The organism is Neorhizobium sp. S3-V5DH (assembly GCF_004343065.1).
Lineage (GTDB): Bacteria > Pseudomonadota > Alphaproteobacteria > Rhizobiales > Rhizobiaceae > Neorhizobium > Neorhizobium huautlense.
In genome coordinates this window covers 20,575-39,769 of sequence record NZ_SMCL01000012.1, presented here as the reverse complement: position 1 = coordinate 39,769, position 19,195 = coordinate 20,575, and the positions used below count along the sequence as shown (strand labels likewise).

Annotated in this window: 23 protein-coding genes and 2 pseudogenes; 10 read left to right on the top strand and 15 right to left on the bottom strand. The window is 61.4% G+C overall.

Annotated features, from left to right (window positions below; all coding sequences use genetic code 11):
- Window positions 1-127 precede the first annotated feature (127 nt).
- From EDE09_RS28225 to EDE09_RS17065, 7 genes are all read left to right on the top strand, one after another.
- Window positions 128-301 (top strand): hypothetical protein, encoded by a 174-nt coding sequence (locus EDE09_RS28225; protein ID WP_165924206.1) that lies wholly within the window; start codon window positions 128-130, stop codon window positions 299-301.
- Window positions 302-424: 123 nt separating this feature from the next.
- Window positions 425-607, top strand: coding sequence for a hypothetical protein (locus EDE09_RS17090; protein ID WP_105374917.1), 183 nt, complete (start codon window positions 425-427; stop codon window positions 605-607).
- Window positions 608-745: 138 nt separating this feature from the next.
- Window positions 746-958, top strand: a complete 213-nt coding sequence (locus EDE09_RS17085; protein ID WP_132411930.1) for a hypothetical protein — start codon at window positions 746-748, stop codon at window positions 956-958.
- A 94-nt stretch (window positions 959-1,052) separates the two neighbouring features.
- Window positions 1,053-1,304 carry a hypothetical protein gene (locus EDE09_RS17080; RefSeq protein ID WP_105374919.1) on the top strand — a complete coding sequence of 84 codons (252 nt, stop codon included), beginning with the start codon at window positions 1,053-1,055 and terminating at the stop codon, window positions 1,302-1,304.
- Window positions 1,305-1,377: 73 nt separating this feature from the next.
- A complete protein-coding gene (locus tag EDE09_RS28940; protein WP_105374920.1) occupies window positions 1,378-1,575 on the top strand; it encodes a hypothetical protein in 198 nt (65 codons plus the stop codon).
- Window positions 1,576-1,858: 283 nt separating this feature from the next.
- Window positions 1,859-2,071 carry a hypothetical protein gene (locus tag EDE09_RS17070; RefSeq protein WP_132411928.1) on the top strand — a complete coding sequence of 71 codons (213 nt, stop codon included), beginning with the start codon at window positions 1,859-1,861 and terminating at the stop codon, window positions 2,069-2,071.
- A 76-nt stretch (window positions 2,072-2,147) separates the two neighbouring features.
- Entirely contained in the window at window positions 2,148-2,519 is a 372-nt protein-coding gene (locus tag EDE09_RS17065) for a hypothetical protein (protein ID WP_132411926.1), read from the top strand.
- Between the two features lie 17 nt (window positions 2,520-2,536).
- Here the strand turns inward: EDE09_RS17065 and EDE09_RS17060 are convergent, their stop codons facing one another.
- Window positions 2,537-3,022 (bottom strand): YbaK/EbsC family protein, encoded by a 486-nt coding sequence (locus EDE09_RS17060; RefSeq protein ID WP_112796323.1) that lies wholly within the window; start codon window positions 3,020-3,022, stop codon window positions 2,537-2,539.
- A 459-nt stretch (window positions 3,023-3,481) separates the two neighbouring features.
- On the opposite strand from EDE09_RS17060, the gene EDE09_RS17055 reads away from it, so the two are divergent.
- A complete protein-coding gene (locus tag EDE09_RS17055; RefSeq protein WP_105374924.1) occupies window positions 3,482-3,691 on the top strand; it encodes a cold-shock protein in 210 nt (69 codons plus the stop codon).
- A gap of 428 nt (window positions 3,692-4,119) precedes the next feature.
- Here EDE09_RS17055 and EDE09_RS17050 read toward each other — a convergent pair whose 3' ends face one another.
- From EDE09_RS17050 to EDE09_RS28695, 4 genes and pseudogenes are all read right to left on the bottom strand, one after another.
- Entirely contained in the window at window positions 4,120-5,508 is a 1,389-nt protein-coding gene (locus EDE09_RS17050; RefSeq protein WP_132411924.1) for a M20/M25/M40 family metallo-hydrolase, read from the bottom strand.
- A gap of 127 nt (window positions 5,509-5,635) precedes the next feature.
- The gene (arsK, locus tag EDE09_RS17045) at window positions 5,636-6,844 is read right to left on the bottom strand and encodes an arsenite efflux MFS transporter ArsK (protein ID WP_105373954.1); all 1,209 of its coding nucleotides are present in this window, start codon (window positions 6,842-6,844) and stop codon (window positions 5,636-5,638) included.
- A 13-nt stretch (window positions 6,845-6,857) separates the two neighbouring features.
- Window positions 6,858-7,292, bottom strand: a pseudogene (gene arsN2, locus EDE09_RS17040) (arsenic resistance N-acetyltransferase ArsN2); the annotation flags it as partial.
- A 96-nt stretch (window positions 7,293-7,388) separates the two neighbouring features.
- Window positions 7,389-7,712: pseudogene (locus tag EDE09_RS28695) on the bottom strand (metalloregulator ArsR/SmtB family transcription factor); the annotation flags it as partial.
- Between the two features lie 42 nt (window positions 7,713-7,754).
- Between EDE09_RS28695 and EDE09_RS17035 the strand changes: the two are divergent.
- Complete coding sequence (locus tag EDE09_RS17035; RefSeq protein WP_105373953.1) at window positions 7,755-8,273, top strand: DUF6428 family protein; 519 nt, start codon at window positions 7,755-7,757, stop codon at window positions 8,271-8,273.
- Window positions 8,274-8,294: 21 nt separating this feature from the next.
- Here EDE09_RS17035 and EDE09_RS17030 read toward each other — a convergent pair whose 3' ends face one another.
- Window positions 8,295-8,726: a MarR family transcriptional regulator gene (locus tag EDE09_RS17030; RefSeq protein ID WP_105373966.1), complete on the bottom strand. Its 432-nt coding sequence runs from the start codon at window positions 8,724-8,726 to the stop codon at window positions 8,295-8,297.
- A gap of 406 nt (window positions 8,727-9,132) precedes the next feature.
- Between EDE09_RS17030 and polA the strand changes: the two genes are divergently transcribed.
- Window positions 9,133-12,117 (top strand): DNA polymerase I, encoded by a 2,985-nt coding sequence (polA, locus tag EDE09_RS17025; RefSeq protein WP_112796327.1) that lies wholly within the window; start codon window positions 9,133-9,135, stop codon window positions 12,115-12,117.
- A 5-nt stretch (window positions 12,118-12,122) separates the two neighbouring features.
- Here the strand turns inward: polA and EDE09_RS17020 are convergent, their stop codons facing one another.
- From EDE09_RS17020 to EDE09_RS16980, 9 genes are all read right to left on the bottom strand, one after another.
- Window positions 12,123-12,416, bottom strand: a complete 294-nt coding sequence (locus tag EDE09_RS17020) for a hypothetical protein (RefSeq protein ID WP_112796329.1) — start codon at window positions 12,414-12,416, stop codon at window positions 12,123-12,125.
- An 82-nt stretch (window positions 12,417-12,498) separates the two neighbouring features.
- Window positions 12,499-13,086, bottom strand: a complete 588-nt coding sequence (phnN, locus tag EDE09_RS17015; protein WP_245505182.1) for a phosphonate metabolism protein/1,5-bisphosphokinase (PRPP-forming) PhnN — start codon at window positions 13,084-13,086, stop codon at window positions 12,499-12,501.
- A complete protein-coding gene (locus EDE09_RS17010; RefSeq protein ID WP_112796331.1) occupies window positions 13,086-14,225 on the bottom strand; it encodes an alpha-D-ribose 1-methylphosphonate 5-triphosphate diphosphatase in 1,140 nt (379 codons plus the stop codon). The genes phnN and EDE09_RS17010 overlap by 1 nt, the downstream gene beginning before the upstream one ends.
- Window positions 14,222-14,935: a DUF1045 domain-containing protein gene (locus EDE09_RS17005; RefSeq protein WP_112796333.1), complete on the bottom strand. Its 714-nt coding sequence runs from the start codon at window positions 14,933-14,935 to the stop codon at window positions 14,222-14,224. The genes EDE09_RS17010 and EDE09_RS17005 overlap by 4 nt, the downstream gene beginning before the upstream one ends.
- Window positions 14,936-15,038: 103 nt before the next feature.
- Window positions 15,039-15,653 carry a DapH/DapD/GlmU-related protein gene (locus EDE09_RS17000; RefSeq protein ID WP_112796335.1) on the bottom strand — a complete coding sequence of 205 codons (615 nt, stop codon included), beginning with the start codon at window positions 15,651-15,653 and terminating at the stop codon, window positions 15,039-15,041.
- Window positions 15,650-16,357: a phosphonate C-P lyase system protein PhnL gene (gene phnL / locus EDE09_RS16995; protein WP_112796337.1), complete on the bottom strand. Its 708-nt coding sequence runs from the start codon at window positions 16,355-16,357 to the stop codon at window positions 15,650-15,652. Before phnL ends, EDE09_RS17000 begins: the two co-directional genes overlap by 4 nt.
- Window positions 16,358-16,370: 13 nt before the next feature.
- Window positions 16,371-17,147: a phosphonate C-P lyase system protein PhnK gene (phnK, locus tag EDE09_RS16990; RefSeq protein WP_112796339.1), complete on the bottom strand. Its 777-nt coding sequence runs from the start codon at window positions 17,145-17,147 to the stop codon at window positions 16,371-16,373.
- A gap of 46 nt (window positions 17,148-17,193) precedes the next feature.
- Window positions 17,194-18,075 (bottom strand): alpha-D-ribose 1-methylphosphonate 5-phosphate C-P-lyase PhnJ, encoded by an 882-nt coding sequence (locus EDE09_RS16985; protein ID WP_105373945.1) that lies wholly within the window; start codon window positions 18,073-18,075, stop codon window positions 17,194-17,196.
- Window positions 18,072-19,184, bottom strand: coding sequence for a carbon-phosphorus lyase complex subunit PhnI (locus EDE09_RS16980; protein ID WP_132411922.1), 1,113 nt, complete (start codon window positions 19,182-19,184; stop codon window positions 18,072-18,074). The genes EDE09_RS16985 and EDE09_RS16980 overlap by 4 nt, the downstream gene beginning before the upstream one ends.
- Window positions 19,185-19,195: the final 11 nt, after the last annotated feature.

Here is a 19,195-nt window from a genome sequence, read left to right as displayed (position 1 = left end):
TCTAAATGCGGCGATTTAAGGAGGGGTAAAGGCAGGACTGTCGGCGCCGGAACCCTGCCCGAATCTGGAATGGGCTTGACTTTTATTCACATCCGTGAGAACAAAAAGAGAACATATGGAGTTGCCGATGACCAGAGCAGAACAGGTTATTGAACGCGCCATGGCCGCCGTCGCAGCCTCAAGGGCAATCCGCGAGGCTGAAGCCGAACGCCGGCGCGAGACATTTCAGAAAATTCAGATTGCCAACCAGCGCCGCCCGAACATTCCCAAGGGCATCCAGCTTCCTCTGGATTTCCATTAGGATCGGCTTGGACAGTAGATCGATTCGTCAGCTTGATTTGTTTCTCAAAAAAAGCCGATTCTCCCTGGAACAACAAGAAGGGTTCCGCGTTCTGACGGATTCCACCTTGGAGGAGGGGAGGAAATGATCAAGATTGTCGAGGCGGTCGTGCGTAATGGCGACCAGCGCGTTCCGGTCGGGCTGGTAAGCGTCAAGCAGGCGCTCGAAATGCCCGAGAAGGAAAAGTTCGAATTCAGTCATCCGGCTTACGAAGCCGGCAAGACCGATATTTTTGTGAATCGCGAGACGCTGTCGAAATTGATGTAACCGGCCAAGGCAATCGGCTGGGTTGCGGAAATTTACCAATCTTGCCGCCTATCCGCGGCCGGAGACGCGGATTCGTGATTTCGAGTTCATTATGTCCTTGGGTAGATTAAAGCCGCAACCACAACGAAGGAGAATGACATGAAGACATTTCTCGTCGTCGCAGCCGTACCGGGCCTTTCGTCGACCGCAGCCCTTGCGGAATGCGCCGGCCACAAGGTCACGGCGTCTGCCGAGGTCGACAAGGAGGTCACCACGGCGAGCATTGCAGCTTCTGCCGCCGACAAAGCCCGTGAACAAATGGTCGTCCTGAAGCGTCAGCAGACGGAAGAACAGACCGAAGTCACCGAGTAGTCGGCGAGCCCGCGTCGGCTTTCGCAGGCGCGGGTTTTTCGCTGGCTTGGAACCTCTTTTCCCGCCTTGGGTTATCTCCGCAAAGGAGACCATAATGGCCAGGAAATCGTTGGACATCGGCTTTACAGGCGATATCACCCAGGAAACAGGCGCCGCTGCCAAAGCGAGAACCGCAGTTGCTCGCGTGAGGGATGAAGCGGGAATGGTGGCGGCCCATGCGGTCGATCATCCCGCTGCTACGGGCTCTGCAATTGCAGCCGTCGGTCTTCTTGCCTTTGCCGTGGGTTACATGGTCGGCCTGTCGTCTTCTGCGCGGGCTCCCTCCGGTTGGGACCGGTGGCGATAGGGCTATCGTCTACAGAGGGCGGAACCGGCATTGATTTGGGCCGTTCGACTCCTTGAACAGAAAGGAGATCGTTATGCCCAACCGAGACCCGATACCGACGCCAACTTCGGAAACGCCGCGAGGACCGACGCCGACGGACGGCATTCCTGACAGGACCCAGGAAAAGCCCCCTCTTACTCCGGCTCAAGATCCGGGAGATACCAAAAACCCTCAGGATCCCACGCTTGATCCGGCTCTTTTACCCATCGGCGATCCTGCCGGCATGGCTTGACCCTGCGATATGAATCGAGCCTGCCCGGCCTCAGGGCAGGCTCGCATAGGTAGAACCCCTTACGGGTCCACCCCAATATTGCACCCGTTTTATCTTGTTGTTGCCAATCCATTAGAAAAGGCTCACGGTTAATAACCTTTGGTCGGAAAACGTTATCTCTTCCGGCGTCGGCATGGCTGGCGCAAGACTGCTGCAATAGAAGCCGGCGATCAATATCGACGCCACTATTGCAAGAGCGGGGAGATTATCGCCGGTCGTGCCCCAGTTTGATCGGGAGGGTTATATGCCTAGACAGATGGTTCGCAATCCGGTCCATCCGCAGCAGCTGAGCCTGTTGCAGCAGGTCTTTGACGAAACTTGCGCGGAACATCAGATCGACAAGGATAGCCCTGACGCAGAGGCACTGGCCCTCATCCTGGTGAATTCCCTGCAAAAGGGTTCCGACGATAAGGACCAGCTGGCAACGCTCGCCGAGAACCTGGCGAAAAGTCTCTAGCATCCCGGCGGAAACAAGGAACCTATCCCGCCCTTGTCAGTTGACCGATTTCTCGATCAGCAACAAGGAGGCCGGTATGGCAGAGCCAATCAGAAATCTGAAAACGCCCTTGAAGACGGACGCGCCGTCTTTCGATCACGAGTCCGGTGACAACGTCGGCAACGAAATCGCGACCTTGCGTTCGGAGATTGCCAATCTGCGCCAGCTGCTCGCCGAGAAAACCGGCACGGCCTATGAAAAGATCACCGGCCGAGCCAGCGATGCCGCCAGCTATGTCCAGAGCGAAGCCTCCTCGGTGGCCGGGACGATCCGCGAACACCCCGCAGCCACGACCACACTTTTTACCCTGATCGGCGCAATCGGCTTTGCGATAGGTTACGTCGTCGCGACGGCGTCGGCCGAGAGCAAGCAGGCCTGGTATCGCCGCTACCTAGGCGACCGCTTCTAGGAGCAGGGCAACACGCTTTAGGTGGAGGTATCTCCGCCTGCGGGATCTTGACTGATGTCGACCCAGGTTCCTCCGGTCAGCTCTGCCATGCGCTCCGGCGCGATGCGGACCGCAGCATTGATGGCCCCGGCGGCCGGCAGGACTTCCGCATGCCTCCTGAGCGACAGGTCACAATAGACAGGGATCGCTGAGGCCAGCCCGAAGGCGCAGACGCCGCCGACCGGATGGCCGGTGAGTGCGGTCACTTCCTCTGCGTCGAGCATCCGAGGCTTGGCGCCGAAGCGATCCCGGAACTTGCGGTTGTCGAGCCGGCTCGTGCCGGACATGACGACCAGCGCCGTCATGTCGCCGGCGCGGACGCAGATCGTCTTGGCGATCTGATCGGGCGCCACGTCATGGGCGGCCGCAGCAAGTGCCACGGTCGCCGAACTGTCTTCCGTGACGATCACGTCGAGATCGGGAGCGTGGGCGGCGAAGAAGGCGCGGACGGATTCGAGACTCATGACCCGGAAAATGGCGCAATGGAAACGGGATCGCAAGCGGCAGAGACAGGTATGCGAATTTTGCAATGCTGCGGTGCAAAATCCTGGCTGTTTTTTAAGCTCTGATCCTGTATAACACAATCATCGACGGGCGCACTCCTCCTCCCAGCGCCCCCGATGGGACCAACGACACCTCCTCCTCCCAGTTGTTGGTCAGTTTCAGAAACCCGGCGCACCTCCTCCCGCGCCGGGTTTTCTGCTTTCAGCGATGAGCGTCCCTGCGGCTCTCGCGCCCTCCCTGAATTTCCCGATCTTGACCTTTTTGCGGTAAGACCCTAGATGGTGAGCCATCGATATTTGTTTGATAGCCAGCACTAAGCGCCTCCGGCGTCTGCGACGATCTTTCTTCAAATACGAAACTTCACCGTTCCAAGCGCAGAGCGCGGAATAGTCGGTCATTTGCAAGGGAAAGGCATCGTTATGGCGACCGGTACTGTAAAGTGGTTCAACGCAACCAAGGGCTATGGCTTCATTCAGCCGGATGACGGCGCACAGGACGTTTTCGTTCACATTTCGGCTGTCGAGCGCGCCGGCCTCGGCCAACTCAAGGATGGCCAGAAGCTCTCCTACGAACTCGTCACGGACAAGCGTTCGGGCAAGGTTTCGGCCGACCGTCTTCAGTCGGCTTGATCGTAGAGATCGCGACCAATGTTCGGAAGGCCGGCTTTGCCGGCCTTTTGTTTTGGGTCTTTCGAGCACCCTTGCAAATCGGAAAAGGCCTTCCTATCTAGGGTTCAATGGCGTTTCCGACGCACCGCAGGTTTGAGCTAAGCGCTTGAGGACTGCGTGTAACGGCAAATACGGGAAACCGTGCCGTCTTGAGACGATATCCATTTCCGCGTTAACGGGATGTTTACCGTTCGGAGAGACGATGACCGCTAGAGCCGCGTTGACTTCTTTGAGGTCGCGAAGCGGCCGCGTCGGAAATGCTTGTCCCATTGAGAGTGACCACGGATGTACTGGCACCCATGAATGGGAGTGGAAAGGTCGGGCTTGCCCGGCCTTTTTGTTTGAGGGCCCTGCAGTGAAAACTGCGGGGCCTTTTCTATGTGGCCCGATTAGCCGGCCAGCGCCGCCAGGATGCGGGTCCAGGAGCGTATGCCCTTGTGGAAGGACTTCAGGTCGTATTTCTCATTGGGCGAATGAATGCGGTCGTCGACGAGGCCGAAGCCGACAAGCAGCGAATCCATCCCGAGCATCTTCTGGAAATCTCCGACGATCGGGATTGACCCGCCCATGCCGATTACGACGGCAGGATTGGTCCATTCGTCGGACAGAGCGTTTCTGGCCTTGGTGAGAACCGGGGAATCGTACGAGAGCTGAATTGCCGGCGAAGCGCCATGCTCGTGGAATTCCACCGAGCAGTCACCGGGGATCCTTGACCGGACATAGGCGCGAAAGGCCTCGCGGATTTTGGCCGGCTCCTGCTGGCCGACGAGGCGGAACGATACCTTGGCGGAGGCCTCGGCCGCGATCACGGTCTTGAAGCCTTCGCCGGTATAGCCGCCCCAGATGCCGTTCACCTCGGCCGTCGGACGCGCCCAGGTGAGTTCCAGAACCGAGCGGCCCTTCTCGCCCGACGGGATCGAAAGGCCGACCTCGCCCAGGAAGGACTTCGCGTCCCGGCCGAGCGTTTCCCAGCCGGCCTTGATGTTCGACGGGGTTTCTTCGACGCCGTCATAAAAACCGTCCAGCGTCACCCGCCCGGTCTCGTCGTGCAGGCCGGCCAGGATATCCGTGAGGATGTGGATGGGATTGGCGGCAGCACCCCCGAAAAGGCCCGAATGAAGGTCCCTGTCGGCCGCCTTGATCGTCAGTTCCTCCCCGACCAGTCCCCGGAGGGCTGCGGCGATGGCCGGCGTATCGCCGTCCCACATGCCGGTATCGCAGACGAGCGCGCAGTCGGCCGTGAGTTCCGCCGCATTGGCTTCGAGGAAGGGTTTGAGCGACGGCGAGCCGGACTCTTCTTCCCCTTCGAAAAGAACCGTCACCCGCACCGGCAGGTTGCCATGAACCTCTTTGCAGGCCCGGCAAGCCTCGACGAAGGTCAGGAGCTGGCCCTTGTCGTCCGAGGTCCCGCGGCCGGTGATGACCTTTCGCCCGTTGCCTAGGTCTTTCACCTTGGGATCGAAAGGATCGTCCTCCCAGAGTTCGATCGGGTCGATCGGCTGCACATCGTAATGGCCGTAAAACAGCACATGCGGCGCATCGGCATGCGGTCCCGGATGATGGCCGATCACCATGGGATGACCGGTCGTATCGCGTACCGAGGCTTCGAAGCCCAGCTCCGTAAGTTGCGCAACGAGCCATTCGGCCGCCTTGCGGCAATCCGCCTTGAAGGCCGGGTCGGTGGAGATCGACTTGATGCGGACGAGGCCGAACAGACGTTCGAGGCTGGCGGGAAGGTTTTGGTCGGCGCGATCGAGGACGGCGGAAAGATCGGTCATGAAAAGATCCCTGTCTTTGAAATGCGAGGCCTTGGCTCTTCCGGACGAGGAAGAGTCAGCCGTGGTGGCGCGCTCCTTGTTAGCAAGCCTATGCATGAAGGCACAATGGCAAAGCGACGTTTGTGTGCTAGGGCGCCGGTTCGCCTGTCGCCCGCTGGTGGCCGGCCAGGCGGCCGATGAGCACGAAGGCAAGCACCGCAATCGCGCCCAGCCCCGCCGTCACCGCCAATGACCATATGACGCCTATCCAGGTCATCGACAAGGCCAGCGCAAAAGGCGCGATGGCCGAGGTGATGAGCCTCGCCGCCATCATCTTGCCTTGCAGCCTGCCGTAACCTTCGCTTCCGAATAGCGACAACGGCAAGGTGCCGGCGACGATGCTGAGAAGCCCGTTGCCCATGCCGAAGATTACCGCGAAAGCCATGGCTCCCGGCACGGAAGGGGCGGTCAGGATCAGTACCAGAACGCCGCCTGGCAACAGCGCTGCCGCGATCGTGGCCAGGTGGAGGGGCTGCAGATCGCGGCCGAGCAGCATATTGATGAGCCGGCTAAGAACTTGCGAAGGGCCGAAAAGCGTGCCGACAATTGCGGCGGTGGCGCCGAGCCCCAGCGCCGACAGTAGCGGCACCATGTGCACCAGCGCTGCCGAGCTGACCAGCGACTGCAGCGCAAAGCCTGCGACCATAAGGGCGAATCCGAGGCGCCGCGATCGTGGAGCGAGTACTCCTTCCGCCCGCAAAGGCACTGCTGCTTCGAGAGGTTCCCGGGCGCTTGCGCCACGCGCCAGCCAGGCATGCAGCGGCATGCAGATCAGGAGGTTCAGGGCCGCGAAGACCAGATAGACGTTCTGCCAGGAAAGGTGTTCGTGCAGAGCCGACGTTAGGGGCCAGAAGATCGTCGAGGCGAACCCGGCAATAAGGGTCAGATAGGTGATGCTTCGTTGCGCAACCTCGGGTCGGAGCTGGACAAGAAGAGCGAAAGCAGCGCCGTATTGCACGACGTTGGCCGCAACCTCTATGGCGATCAATGCGGCAACGAAGGCGATCTTCCCCGGCGCCATGGCGCAAGCCGTGAGAGCTGCAGCCGCAACGACCGAACCGAGGGTCATGGCGCGTCCTGCTCCCCAGCGGTCGAACAGCGAGCCGAGCCAGGGAGCGGCCAGGCCGCCGACGAGAAGCGCCGCAGACAATGCCCCGAAGATCCATTCCGTTGACCAGGCAAAATATGCCGCCATGTCCGGCGCCAGGATGCTGAAGCTGTAATAGAGGGTGCCGTACCCGATGATCTGGGTGATGCCGAGGGCGGCAATGGGAGCAATCGGAATGCGGGCACTCATAAGGTTCTGGGGCTCATGCGTTCAAGTCTTCCGACTTCTTCCCAACGTTCGCGTCGGCGCCCGGCGTAAGCGGTTTGGCGAGGAGTGCCGCCGAGGCCGGACAGATGGACGTCGCCTGCCGGGTTTGCAGGATAGCGGTCGGAGCCGCCGACCGATCGATCTTTTCAAACCCGAGGCGTTCGAAGAACGAGGCCGCCGAGGTGGTCAGAAGATAAGCTCGCCGGGCGCCTGCTGAATGGGCGCTCTCAAGGAGAAGGCGGGTTGCCAGATCTCCAAGGCCTTTGCCGCGGTGGTCCGGGAGAATGACGAGCGACCGCAGCAGCGCGTCTCCGTCATGCAGTTCGTATCCGCCGAAGCCGAGGGTATCCGTGCCGCGGGCAATCCGGAAAAAGTGGCGACCGTCCTCGGTCAGATCGTCGGTCGGCAGTGCCGCGGCAGTCAGAGCAATACGCAGGTCGGCGTCATTTCCGGATATGGATTGCAAACTAAGCGACGTTGTACCTTCAGGGTCCCCGATCGCACTTTCCTTGTTCGAAGGACCGCCGCAGGCGGTGACGGTGGCAGCAGGCTTGCAGATTTTTGGATGCCCGGCGCAACAGTCCTCCATCAGAAAGCGGACGAGGTCTGAAAGCGCGTCGTATTTCGCGCTGTAGATGATCGATCGCGATTCCCGCTGCTGGCCGATCAGCCCCGCCCGGTCGAGCTCCTTGAGGTGGAAGGAGATGTTGGACGGCGACGTCCCAATCTTCTCCGCAATCGCTCCCGCGTGCATTCCCGTTGGTCCGGCGATGACCAGCATCCGGACAATCTCCAGGCGCGTTTCCTGCGAAAGCGCGCCGAAGGATGCGAGGGCTTGACGTTTCTCCATAATTCAATGATCCTTGAAATATTGAAACAAGGAGTAGCGCAAATGAATGCGATCGACAAGCCCCGCGCCGCTGATATCACTCTTGGCCTGATGCTCGACACGCTTGCCAGTCACGCGGAGGTGCCGCTGGTATTCCATTACGAGGGCAAGGCCATCAAGCAAGGCTATCACGTGACCGAGGTGAAGGCCGGCCATTTCTCCGCGCTTGATTGCGGCGCCAATCCCGAAGCATGGTCGGAGATATTCGTCCAGCTCTGGGATATCGAAGAAGGCGACAGGACGCACATGCCGGCGGCGAAGTTCTCCAAGATCATCCGCAAGGTGTCCGAGCATGTGCGGCTCGACGGATCCGCCAAGCTGACCTTCGAGGTGAGTGACGGCGTGCAGCCGATGCAGCTCTTTTGTGCGTCGCTTCCCATCTTTGGGGATGGCGCCCTGCATGTGGAATTGTCGCCGCGGCCGGCGAGCTGCAAGCCTCGCGACCGTTGGCTGGCCGAGGAAAGCCGGAAGGCGGCCGCCTGCTGCGGACCGTCCTCGGCAAGCGGCGCGTGCTGTTCCTGATACGGGCGGTTGATGGAGCTGTCAGAGCTTGCGCGCGGTCTCCACGATCGTCCGCATGTATTCGATCATCAGCTCCCGCTCAAATCGCTTGAACCCCTCGAAAAGGGCCGCATCTGCGTCGGCTGCGGCTTCCACGGCCTCCGCTTCGAGATCGCGGCCGGCCTGGGTCAGTGTGATGATTTGCGCCCGTCGGTCGTTGGGATGCGGTGTGCGCTGGATGAGACCGTCGCGCTCCATCCGGGAGAGGGTGTTGGCCAGCGTTGCCTGCTCCACCTCCAGCCGGTCGAGAAGCTGTTTCTGGGTCAGCCCATCCTCCTGCCACAGTTCGAGCAGGACGGGAAACTGTCCCGGAGAAAAGCCCAGTGCCGCAGATCGCGTCTGCAGTGAGCGCGCGAAGCCTTTGGCCAGTTGACCGGCAAGATAGGTCGCCGAACGCGAGCGGTCGAATGCCATGGCTTCGGTCTCCATCCTCTCCGATCTGCCTATGGGGCAGCCGGATATATCGCAGGCCATGCTTTCGCCAAGCCTGTGCGAAGACTCGGAAAATGACAAGTCTTTCTGTGCTCTTAAAACGGAAAAACCGCCATGGCCGGGAGGGGACAGCCATGGCGGTTCCGATGGAAGGGCAAAGACCCGGAGAGGGGGGTAGGTCTTTGCCCGGTCTGGTGCGGCGGGGGACAGGCCGTCTTCCAGACTGCGGCGTGATCAGTCGCCGGTACTGCTGAGATGTGCGCCGCAACGGAGCTTTTCAAGGCATTGGGCCATTACAAATCGGTAACGTTCCGGTGAGGCTTTGCAAACCCGCGCCAGCCCAAGTTTTCGTGGACGGAACGAATGCCCCACGCTATTGCTTTGGCCCATGAAAAAAGGCGATCATCTCTTCCTTATCGACGGCTCCGGCTTCATCTTCCGCGCCTTCCATGCGCTGCCGCCGCTCACCCGAAAATCCGACGGACTACCGGTTGGCGCCGTTTCCGGCTTCTGCAATATGCTATGGAAGCTGTTGACCGACGCCCGCGATACGTCCGTCGGCGTCACGCCCACCCATTTCGCCGTCATTTTCGATTATTCCGCGAAGACGTTCCGCAAGGACCTCTACGACGCCTATAAGGCAAACCGCTCCGCGCCCCCGGAAGAGCTGATCCCGCAGTTCGGCCTGATTCGGGAAGCGACCCGCGCCTTCAATCTGCCCTGCATCGAGACGGAAGGTTTCGAGGCGGATGATATTATCGCCACCTATGCCAGGCAGGCCGAGGCGATCGGCGCGGACGTGACCATCGTTTCCTCCGACAAGGACCTGATGCAGCTCGTCACGCCGAATGTCCACATGTACGACAGCATGAAGGACAAGCAGATCGGCATTCCCGACGTCGTCGAGAAATGGGGCGTGCCGCCGGAAAAGATGATCGACCTGCAGGCGATGGTCGGGGATTCGGTGGACAACGTGCCGGGTATCCCGGGTATCGGCCCGAAGACGGCGGCCCAGCTTCTGGAAGAGTTCGGCGACCTCGATACGCTCCTGGCGCGGGCAGGCGAGATCAAGCAGGTGAAGCGACGGGAAAATATCGTCGCCAATGCCGATCTCGCGCGGCTGTCGCGCCGGCTCGTATCGCTGCGCACCGATGTGCCGCTCGAGCTGCCGCTCGATGCGCTGGTGCTGGAGCCTCAGAACGGACCGAAGCTGATCGGATTCCTGAAGACCATGGAATTCGGCACGCTCACGCGGCGTGTTGCGGCGGCCTGCGATTGCGATGCGGACGCCATTGAGCCCGCCGTGGTCAAGGTCGAATGGGGCGACGCCGCCCGAGGCCCCGATCTCGATGCCGGATCTGTAACGCCCGCAGACACCGGAGAAGCCGCGGCCAAGGCACCTGCCAACGCGGCCAAGGCGCCGGTTGCCAAGGGAACGGATGCGGCGACGCCGGCCGAACTTGCCAAGGCCCGCATCGACGCCTTCGCGAATGCCAAGCTCGACCCGAGCTGTTACGTGACGATCCGCGACGTGGAGATGTTGGATGACTGGATCAGGGCGGCCCGCGATACGGGCCTCGTCGCCTTCGATACCGAAACCACGTCGCTCGATCCGATGCAGGCGGAGCTTGTCGGTTTCTCGCTGGCGCTGGCGGACAATATCGACAGCCCGACCGGCCTTGATGTCCGCGCGGCTTATATCCCGCTCAACCACAAGACGGGAGTCGGCGACCTGCTAGGCGGAGGGCTTGCCGAAAACCAGATCCCGATGCGCGAGGCGCTCGCCCGGTTGAAGCCGCTACTGGAGGATTCCTCGGTTCTCAAAGTGGCCCAGAACCTGAAATTCGATTATCTCCTGATGAAACGCCATGGCATCACCGTCGAAAGCTACGACGACACGATGCTGATGTCCTATGTGCTGGAGGCCGGCAAGGCCAACCATGGCATGGACGCGCTGTCGGAACGCTGGCTGAACCACAAGCCGATCACGTTCAAGGACGTCGCCGGCAGCGGCAAGGCCGGAGTAACCTTCGACTTTGTCGACATCGACAAGGCAACGGCGTATGCGGCGGAAGATGCTGATGTGACGCTGCGCCTCTGGATGGCGTTGAAGCCGCAACTTGCCGCGGCCGGCCTGACGCGTATCTACGAGCGCCTGGAGCGCCCGCTGGTGGCTGTCCTCGCCCATATGGAAGAACGCGGCATCACCATCGACCGGCAGATACTCTCCCGCCTTTCCGGCGAGCTGGCCCAGAGAGCTGCGGCCTTCGAGGACGAGATTTATACGCTGGCCGGTGAAAGATTCACGATCGGCTCGCCGAAGCAGCTGGGCGACATCCTGTTCGGCAAGATGGGCTTGCCGGGCGGCGCCAAGACGAAGACCGGCCAGTGGTCGACCTCGGCAAGCGTCCTGGAGGATTTGGCCGCCGCCGGGCACGAACTGCCGCGCAAGATCGTCGACTGGCGCCAGCTCACCAAGCTGAAGTCGACCTACACGGATGCTCTGCCGGGTTATGTGCATCCGCAAACCAAGCGGGTCCATACCTGCTACTCGCTGGCCTCCACAACGACCGGTCGCCTGTCGTCTTCCGAGCCGAACCTGCAGAACATTCCGGTGCGCACCCTGGAAGGGCGGAAGATCCGCACGGCCTTCATCTCGACGCCGGGCCACAAGCTGGTCTCGGCCGACTACAGCCAGATTGAACTGCGCGTGCTCGCCCATGTGGCGGATATCCCCCAGCTCCGCCAGGCTTTTTCCGATGGCGTCGACATTCACGCCATGACGGCCTCCGAAATGTTCGGCGTGCCGGTAGAGGGAATGCCGAGCGAGGTTCGCCGGCGCGCCAAGGCGATCAACTTCGGCATCATCTACGGGATTTCGGCCTTCGGCCTTGCGAACCAGCTCAGCATCGAGCGGTCGGAAGCCGGCGAATACATCAAGAAATATTTCGAGCGGTTCCCGGGCATCCGCGACTATATGGAAAGCACGAAGAATTTCGCCCGCGAGAACGGCTATGTAGAGACAATCTTCGGCCGCCGCGCTCACTACCCGGAGATCAAGTCTTCCAACCCTTCGGTCAGGGCTTTCAACGAGCGGGCTTCGATCAATGCGCCGATCCAGGGTTCGGCGGCCGACATCATCCGCCGGGCCATGGTGAAGATGGAGCCGGCGCTGGCCAATGCCGGGCTCTCGGCTCGCATGCTGCTGCAGGTGCATGACGAACTGATCTTCGAGGTGGAGGATGACGAAGTGGAGCGCGCGCTACCCGTGATCGTCTCGACCATGGAGCAGGCCGCCATGCCTGCGATAGCCATGAGGGTGCCGCTGAAGGTCGATGCGCGGGCCGCAACCAATTGGGACGAGGCTCACTGACCGGCTCAATGTCCTTTGGGATAGAGAGATTGAAGTGCCGTGGACAGCAGTTCGCCGGCATAGGAGCAGGCGGTCAGACGGGCCTCGGCCGGCATGTTCATTTCGCCGCAACGCTGTTGCACCGTTTCCATGATCAGGCTTGTGATGCCGCGGGCATATTCAACATCCGCATTGTCGGTGGTGTCCATGGCAAGTGCGAGCGCGGTCATCGAAACGATCTCGAGCACGACCACGCGGGCCTCAAGGTCGGCTATTGCCACGGTTTCCTGCTGTCCGTCACGCGGTTTGATCTGACTCATACTTTTCCTCGTTACTACACAAGAAAAGGCAAATAGAGCCTGCGGGAAGACTTTAAAGCGTGGGGCGGAGGTTTTCGCCGAATTATCTTGACGCGGGCATGCAGCTGTGGAGCGCTTCGACCATTAGATGACCTGCCGTTTCTACCGAACCGCTGTTGTCGATCGTTATCACGCGATAGTCGCCGGTGACGGTAAGGGAACTGCGCTCCAGTCGGCGAAGTATTTCCGCCTTTGTCTCCCGGCCGCGGGCCGCCAAGCGCGCCGCGAGGACATCGGTGCTGGCGGTCACGTTGATGACGAAAAGGGACGGATAGACGGCCTTGAAGCGGCTGAGGGCCGAACGGGAGCCGTTTGCGACGACAAGCCGTCCGCGATCGACCGCCGCTTTTGTCTCGATGGGAATGCCGTAACGCAGTCCGTGGGCGCTCCAGGAGACGGCAAAACGACCGGTTTTTTCGAGCGTTTCGAACATTTCTTCGGAAACGGCATCATGGTCTTCGCCGCCGGCCGCTTCGTCGCGCGTAATGACCCGGCGGGTAAAAACGACGCGCTCATTTCCCGCGAAATGCCGGGCGGCATAGGCCATGAGCGTGTCCTTGCCGGCGCCACTCGGACCGACCACCACGACCATCGTGCCGGAAGGCCCGGCGTCTTCCGGCCGCGCGTCCATCAGGCGACCCGTTTGCCTTCCCGCCAGACCGCGCGGACCACCGGCACGCCCTGCTCGTGATGGACACGGACGAGGTCGGCACGCAGACCCGTCTCTATCCGGCCGCGGTCATCAAGACCAACGGTCCGGGCAGGCGTCGCGGTCACCATGGCAAGGGCTTTCGGCAAGGAAATGCTTTCCACTTCATCGGCAAGCACGAATGGCGCATGCAGGAGGCTGAGTGGTACGTAGTCGGAGGAAAGTACGTCGAGTACGCCGCGTTCGGCCAAGTCGCGAGCCGCGATATTACCGGAATGGGATTTGCCGCGCACGATGTTCGGCGCGCCCATCAACACGCTCATGCCCGCGTCGTGCGACGCTTTCGCGGCATCGAAACTGGTGGGAAACTCCGCCAGCCGCACGCCATTCTCGATCGCTTCGCCCACGTGGGCCAATGTAGCGTCGTCGTGACTGGCAACCGTAATGCCGCGCTCGGCGCAGACCTTCGAGATGGCAAGGCGGTGCGGGGTGGAATTGCGTGCCGACTCCTCCTGCCGTTTGGCAATGAACTTCGCGAAGGCTTCGTCGGTTAGGCCACGCTTCTTTTTATAATAGAAGACGTACTGATCCATGGTCTGGAACTGGCGTTGGCCGGGCGCATGATCCATCAGCGAGACGAGCCGGACATAGGGATCATCCTCGAAGTCGACGAAGTGTTCGAGCACGTTGTCGGCCGAGACCTCGCAGCGCAGGTGGATAAGGTGCTCGGAGCGTAGCCGGCCCTCTTGGCTTGCGGCGTGGATGGCGTCGGCCATCTCGCGCATTTCGCCCCTGACAAAACCCCCGTCCTCGTCCGCGCCCATGCGAAGGCAATCGAAGACGGTGGTGATACCGGAGGTCGCCACCTGCGCGTCATGGGCCTGGATTGCCGCAATCGTGTTCCAGCGCACGCCGGGACGCGGCGAATAGTGCTGTTCCAGATGGTCGGTATGCAATTCCACCAAGCCCGGGATCAGATAGTCGCCTTCGAAATCCTCTCCCGTCCGCGTGAGGCCTTCCGAAATGTCGGCGAGTTTGCCGTCGCGAATCTGGACGGAGCCGTGGATCACGCTGTCCTCCAGCACGATACGGGCGTTGGTGAGCACGAGTTCGGCGGTCATGAGGCAATCTTTCTGTTTGCGGCGCTGCGCGCCAGCGGGAACCAGCGATGAACATGGAAGGGGGCGCCGCGCGAAGGTTCGATGAACAGCGCAAGCCCATCGACGGCAAGCGCCTTATGCGCAAATGCGGCAAATCGGCGGTCTAGCTCAAGGCGCATGGCAGAGGCCTGTTCGGGGGGGACCTGGCCGGTGAGCGTCATGTGAAACCGGAATTCGTCCATCACATAGGGATAACCCCAGCGGTCGAGATTGGCGCGCTGGGGAACACTCAGGTTTTCCGGTTTGCGGCGAGCGATATCGGCATCCGTGAGCGGCGCCCGGAACGGCTCGAATTCTTCCACTGTCCGGGCCGCGAAATGCTGCAGTTCGGGATAGATCGTGTCCGGCACGAGCGCAAAGAACCGCCCGAGTTGGCCGATGATGACATTTGGGATGTCGAAAGCGGGCGTGTCGGCAGCAAAGCGTTCTGTGGCGGCGATTAGTTCCGCCTCCGTGCGGTCGGGATGCAGCTCGAAGGGCGCCTTCAGCGTTGCATGGAAACCGTAACGCCGCGGATCGGCAGTCAGCGCATGGACTGTCTCTCCCCGCAGTCCATCCACCTCGGGTGTCGGGAATATTTCACCGCTAAAGGCATCGCGTCCGAGCCAATGGGATGCCATCCTCGTCAAAGGATGGCTTTCGGAAGGCGAAAAATAGAGAGCGTAGCGCAAGACAAGTATCCAGGAACCAGGAGGGGCGAAGGAAGACTAGCCTGTCGATGTGCCCCGAGACAGGACCTCGGCTAAAAGATTTCCATGACATAATGATGATGCTTCAGCCATGGCGGAGAAGGAATTCTTCCGCAGAAAGGGCACGGAAATCATCCAGTGCGGCTCTGAGTTTCAGGTGGTCCCAGTCCCACCATGCAAGCCGGTCCATGGCCTCGCCTATCTCCTTCGTGAAGCGTTCCCGGATGAGCTTTGCCGGCACGCCGCCGACGATCGTGTAGGGCGCGACATCCTTAGAGACGACGGCGCCGGCGCCGATCACGGCGCCGTTGCCGACGGTCACCCCCGGCAGGACCGTTGCTCCGTGTCCGATCCAGACGTCATGACCGATGACGACGCGATGGTCGCGTCGCCACTCGAAGAAGTCTTCCTCGTTTTCCGCATCATCCCAGTAATTTGCGGCACGATAGGTGAAATGATGCAGCGTCGCCCGCCATGTCGGATGGTTGGTGGCGTTGATGCGCACGGCCGCCGCCATATTGACGAATTTGCCGATCGTCGCGCACCAGATCGAGCCGTCCTGCATGATGTAGGAATAGTCGCCGATCTCCGCCTCGTCGATCCGGCAGCGCTCCGAGACTTCGGTGTAACGGCCGAGCGTGGAGTTGTTGACGCGGGCGGTCTGGTGGATCGCGGGCTCCAGCCCGACCTTGACGCTCATGCGGCGGCCTTTCTGGGCGAAAATTGGGAAACGTCGAGGATGCGGTCTGCGACCGCCTCACGGACTTCCTCGTCATGGAAGATGCCGAGAAGGGCCACGCCCTCGCGTTTCTTCTCGGCGATCATATCCACCACCACCCTCCGGTTCACCGCGTCGAGCGATGCGGTCGGCTCGTCGAGGAGCAGAATGCTGTGGCTGGTGATGAAGCCGCGGGCGATGTTGACGCGCTGCTGCTCGCCGCCCGAGAACGTGGCAGGCGGCAGGCTCCAGAGCTCGCGCGGCAGATTGAGCTTTGCGAGCAGGTCGGAAGCCCTTTCTTTTGCTTCCGGCGCTCCGATCCCGCGAGCGACGAGCGGTTCGGCGACCACGTCGATCGCAGAAACACGCGGCACGGTTCGCAGGAACTGGCTGACATAACCGAGGGTATGGCGACGCACGTCGAGCACGGTGCGCGGATCGGCCCGGGCGATATCGACCAGTTTTTCCTTGTGATCGACGAGAATCTGCCCGGCATCGACGGCGTAGTTGCCGTAGAGCATTTTCAGGATCGAGCTTTTGCCGATGCCTGACGGGCCGCCGAGCACGACGCATTCGCCGCTTGCGACCGAAAAGCTCACATCGTTAACGACCGGCAGCTTGATGCCGTCGCGCAGATGCATGGTGAAGCTTTTAAAGACTTCGGAAACGACGAGGGGGGTGGCCATCGCAATATCTCCCTCAGACCTGCAGGATCGAAGAAACAAGAAGCTGGGTGTAAGGCTCCCGCGGGTCGTCGAGCACCCGGTCGGTCAGCCCGTGTTCGATCACATGCCCGTCCTTCATCACCATCATCCGGTGGGAAAGCAGCCGCGCCACCGCAAGGTCGTGAGTGACGACGATGGCCGAGAGGCCGAGGTCGTTGACAAGGCCGCGGACAAGGTCGAGCAGGCGGGCCTGGACCGAAACGTCCAGGCCGCCGGTCGGCTCGTCCATGAAGACGAGACGCGGGCCGGTGACGAGGTTGCGGGCGATCTGCAGCCGCTGGCGCATGCCGCCTGAAAAGGCGCGCGGCTGGTCGTCGATACGGTCGGTGCCGATCTCGACACGGGTCAGCCAATCATTGGCCGTCTCGCGGATCTTGCCGTAATGCCGGTCGCCCACCGCCATCAGCCGCTCGCCCACATTGGCACCGGCGGAGACCGTCATGCGCAATCCGTCGGCCGGGTTCTGATGCACGAAACCCCAGTCGGTTCGCATCAGGAAGCGGCGTTCGGCCTCGCTCATGTGGTAGAGGTCGCGGAAATTGCCGTCGCGCATGCGGTATTCGACGCTGCCGGTGGTCGGCATCAGCCGGGTCGACAGGCAGTTGAGCAGCGTCGTCTTGCCCGAGCCGGATTCGCCCACGATGGCCAGCACCTCGCCGGGCCAGAGATCGAAGGACACATCCTTGCAGCCGATCCGGCTGCCGTAGAATTTCGAGACGCCGCTGACTTTGAGGAGGGGGGTATCGGTCATGGCGTATTGTCCTTGAATGCCAGAGGGGGGTAAGCCACAACCGCCATCACTCAGCCGCCTCTTTGGCAGGTGCCAGCATCTCGCCGGCATGGCCGTGTTCGCGGCGGTCCTCGCAGTGGTCGGTATCGGAACAGACGAACATGCGGCCGCCCTTGTCGTCGAGCACGACTTCATCGAGATACACGCCCTGCGCGCCGCAGAGCGCGCAGGGTTGTTCGAATTTCTGGATCTCGAAGGGATAATCCTCGAAGTCGAGACTGACGACGTCCGTGTAAGGAGGCACGGCGTAAATGCGTTTTTCTCGGCCCGCGCCGAAAAGCTGCAGGGCTTCCGACATATGCATTTTCGGATTGTCGAACTTCGGCGTCGGAGAGGGGTCCATCACATAGCGGCCCGCCACTTTCACCGGGTAGGCGTAAGTGGTGGAGATGCGGCCGTGGCGGGCAATGTCCTCGTAGAGCTTCACATGCATGAGGCCGTATTCCTCGAGCGCATGCATCTTGCGGGTTTCGGTCTCGCGCGGCTCGAGGAAGCGCAAAGGTTCCGGAATCGGCACCTGGTAGACGAGCACCTGGCCTTTCTCGAGCTGCTGTTCGGGAATGCGGTGGCGCGTCTGGATGATCGTCGCGTCCTTTGTGTGGGTGGTAACGGCGACATTGGCGACCTTCTGGAAAAAGGCCCGGATCGAGACCGCATTGGTCGTATCGTCAGCTCCTTGGTCGATCACCTTCAGCACGTCTTCCGGCCCGATGATCGAGGCTGTGACCTGCACGCCGCCCGTCCCCCAGCCATAGGGCATAGGCATTTCGCGGGAAGCAAAAGGCACCTGGTAACCGGGGATGGCGATCGCCTTCAGAATCGCGCGGCGGATCATCCGTTTCGTCTGCTCGTCGAGATAGGCGAAGTTGTAGGTGGCGAGCTCGGTCACTCTGCGGCCTCCTGGTCAGGACTGTGGTTGCCGTCCCGGCGGGTTTTGTCGATGTCGGCGCGCATCTTGCGCACCAGCGCGAGTTCGGCCTGGAAATCGACGTAATGCGGCAGCTTCAGGTGTTCCACGAAGCCGGTGGCCTGGACATTGTCGGAATGCGAGATGACGAATTCCTCGTCCTGTGCCGGCGCGGTGACATCCTCGCCGAGCTCTTCGGCGCGCAGCGCCCGGTCGACGAGCGACATCGACATCGCCTTGCGCTCGCTCTGGCCGAAGACCAGGCCGTAGCCGCGGGTGAATTGCGGCGGCGCCTTGGACGATCCCTTGAACTGGTTGACCATCTGGCATTCCGTGACGCGGATGCGGCCGAGCGAAACGGCAAAGCCGAGTTCGGCAACCTCAAGCTCGACCTCTACCTCGCCGATCCGCACCTCGCCGACGAAAGGATGGTTGCGGCCGTAGCCGCGTTGGGTGGAATATCCGAGCGCCAGCAGGAAACCCTCGTCCCCGCGGGCGAGCGCCTGCAGGCGGAGATCGCGGCCCATGGGAAATTCCAGCGGTTCGCGGGTCAGATCGCCCGCCTCGTGGTCATCGGGAAATTCGCCATCCGCTTCGATCAGGCCTTCATGGGCGAGAATGTCGGAAACCCGCATGACATGCTCGCCGGATGCGCTTTTGCGCGACGGCTCCTCGATCGGTTCGTCGCTCAGCAGGGATGGGTCGAGAAGGCGATGAGTATAGTCGAAAGTGGGGCCGAGAAGTTGGCCGCCGGGCAAGTCTTTATAGGTCGCCGAGACGCGGCGCTCCACCTTCATGCCTGCCGTATCGACTGGAACCGAGGTGCCGAAGCGTGGAAGCGTGGTGCGATAGGCGCGCAGCAGGAAGATCGCCTCGATCAGGTCTCCCCGTGACTGTCGGACGGCAAGTGCGGCGAGCGTCCGGTCATAAAGCGAGGCCTCCGCCATCACCCGATCGACGGCGAGTCCCAGCTGTTCCACGATCTGCTCTATGGTGACCGATGGAAGCGAGCGATCGCCGCGACGCCGGTCGGCGAGAAGCCGGTGAGCGTTGTTGATGGCGGCCTCGCCACCCTTGACGGCAACATACATGGTTCATTCTC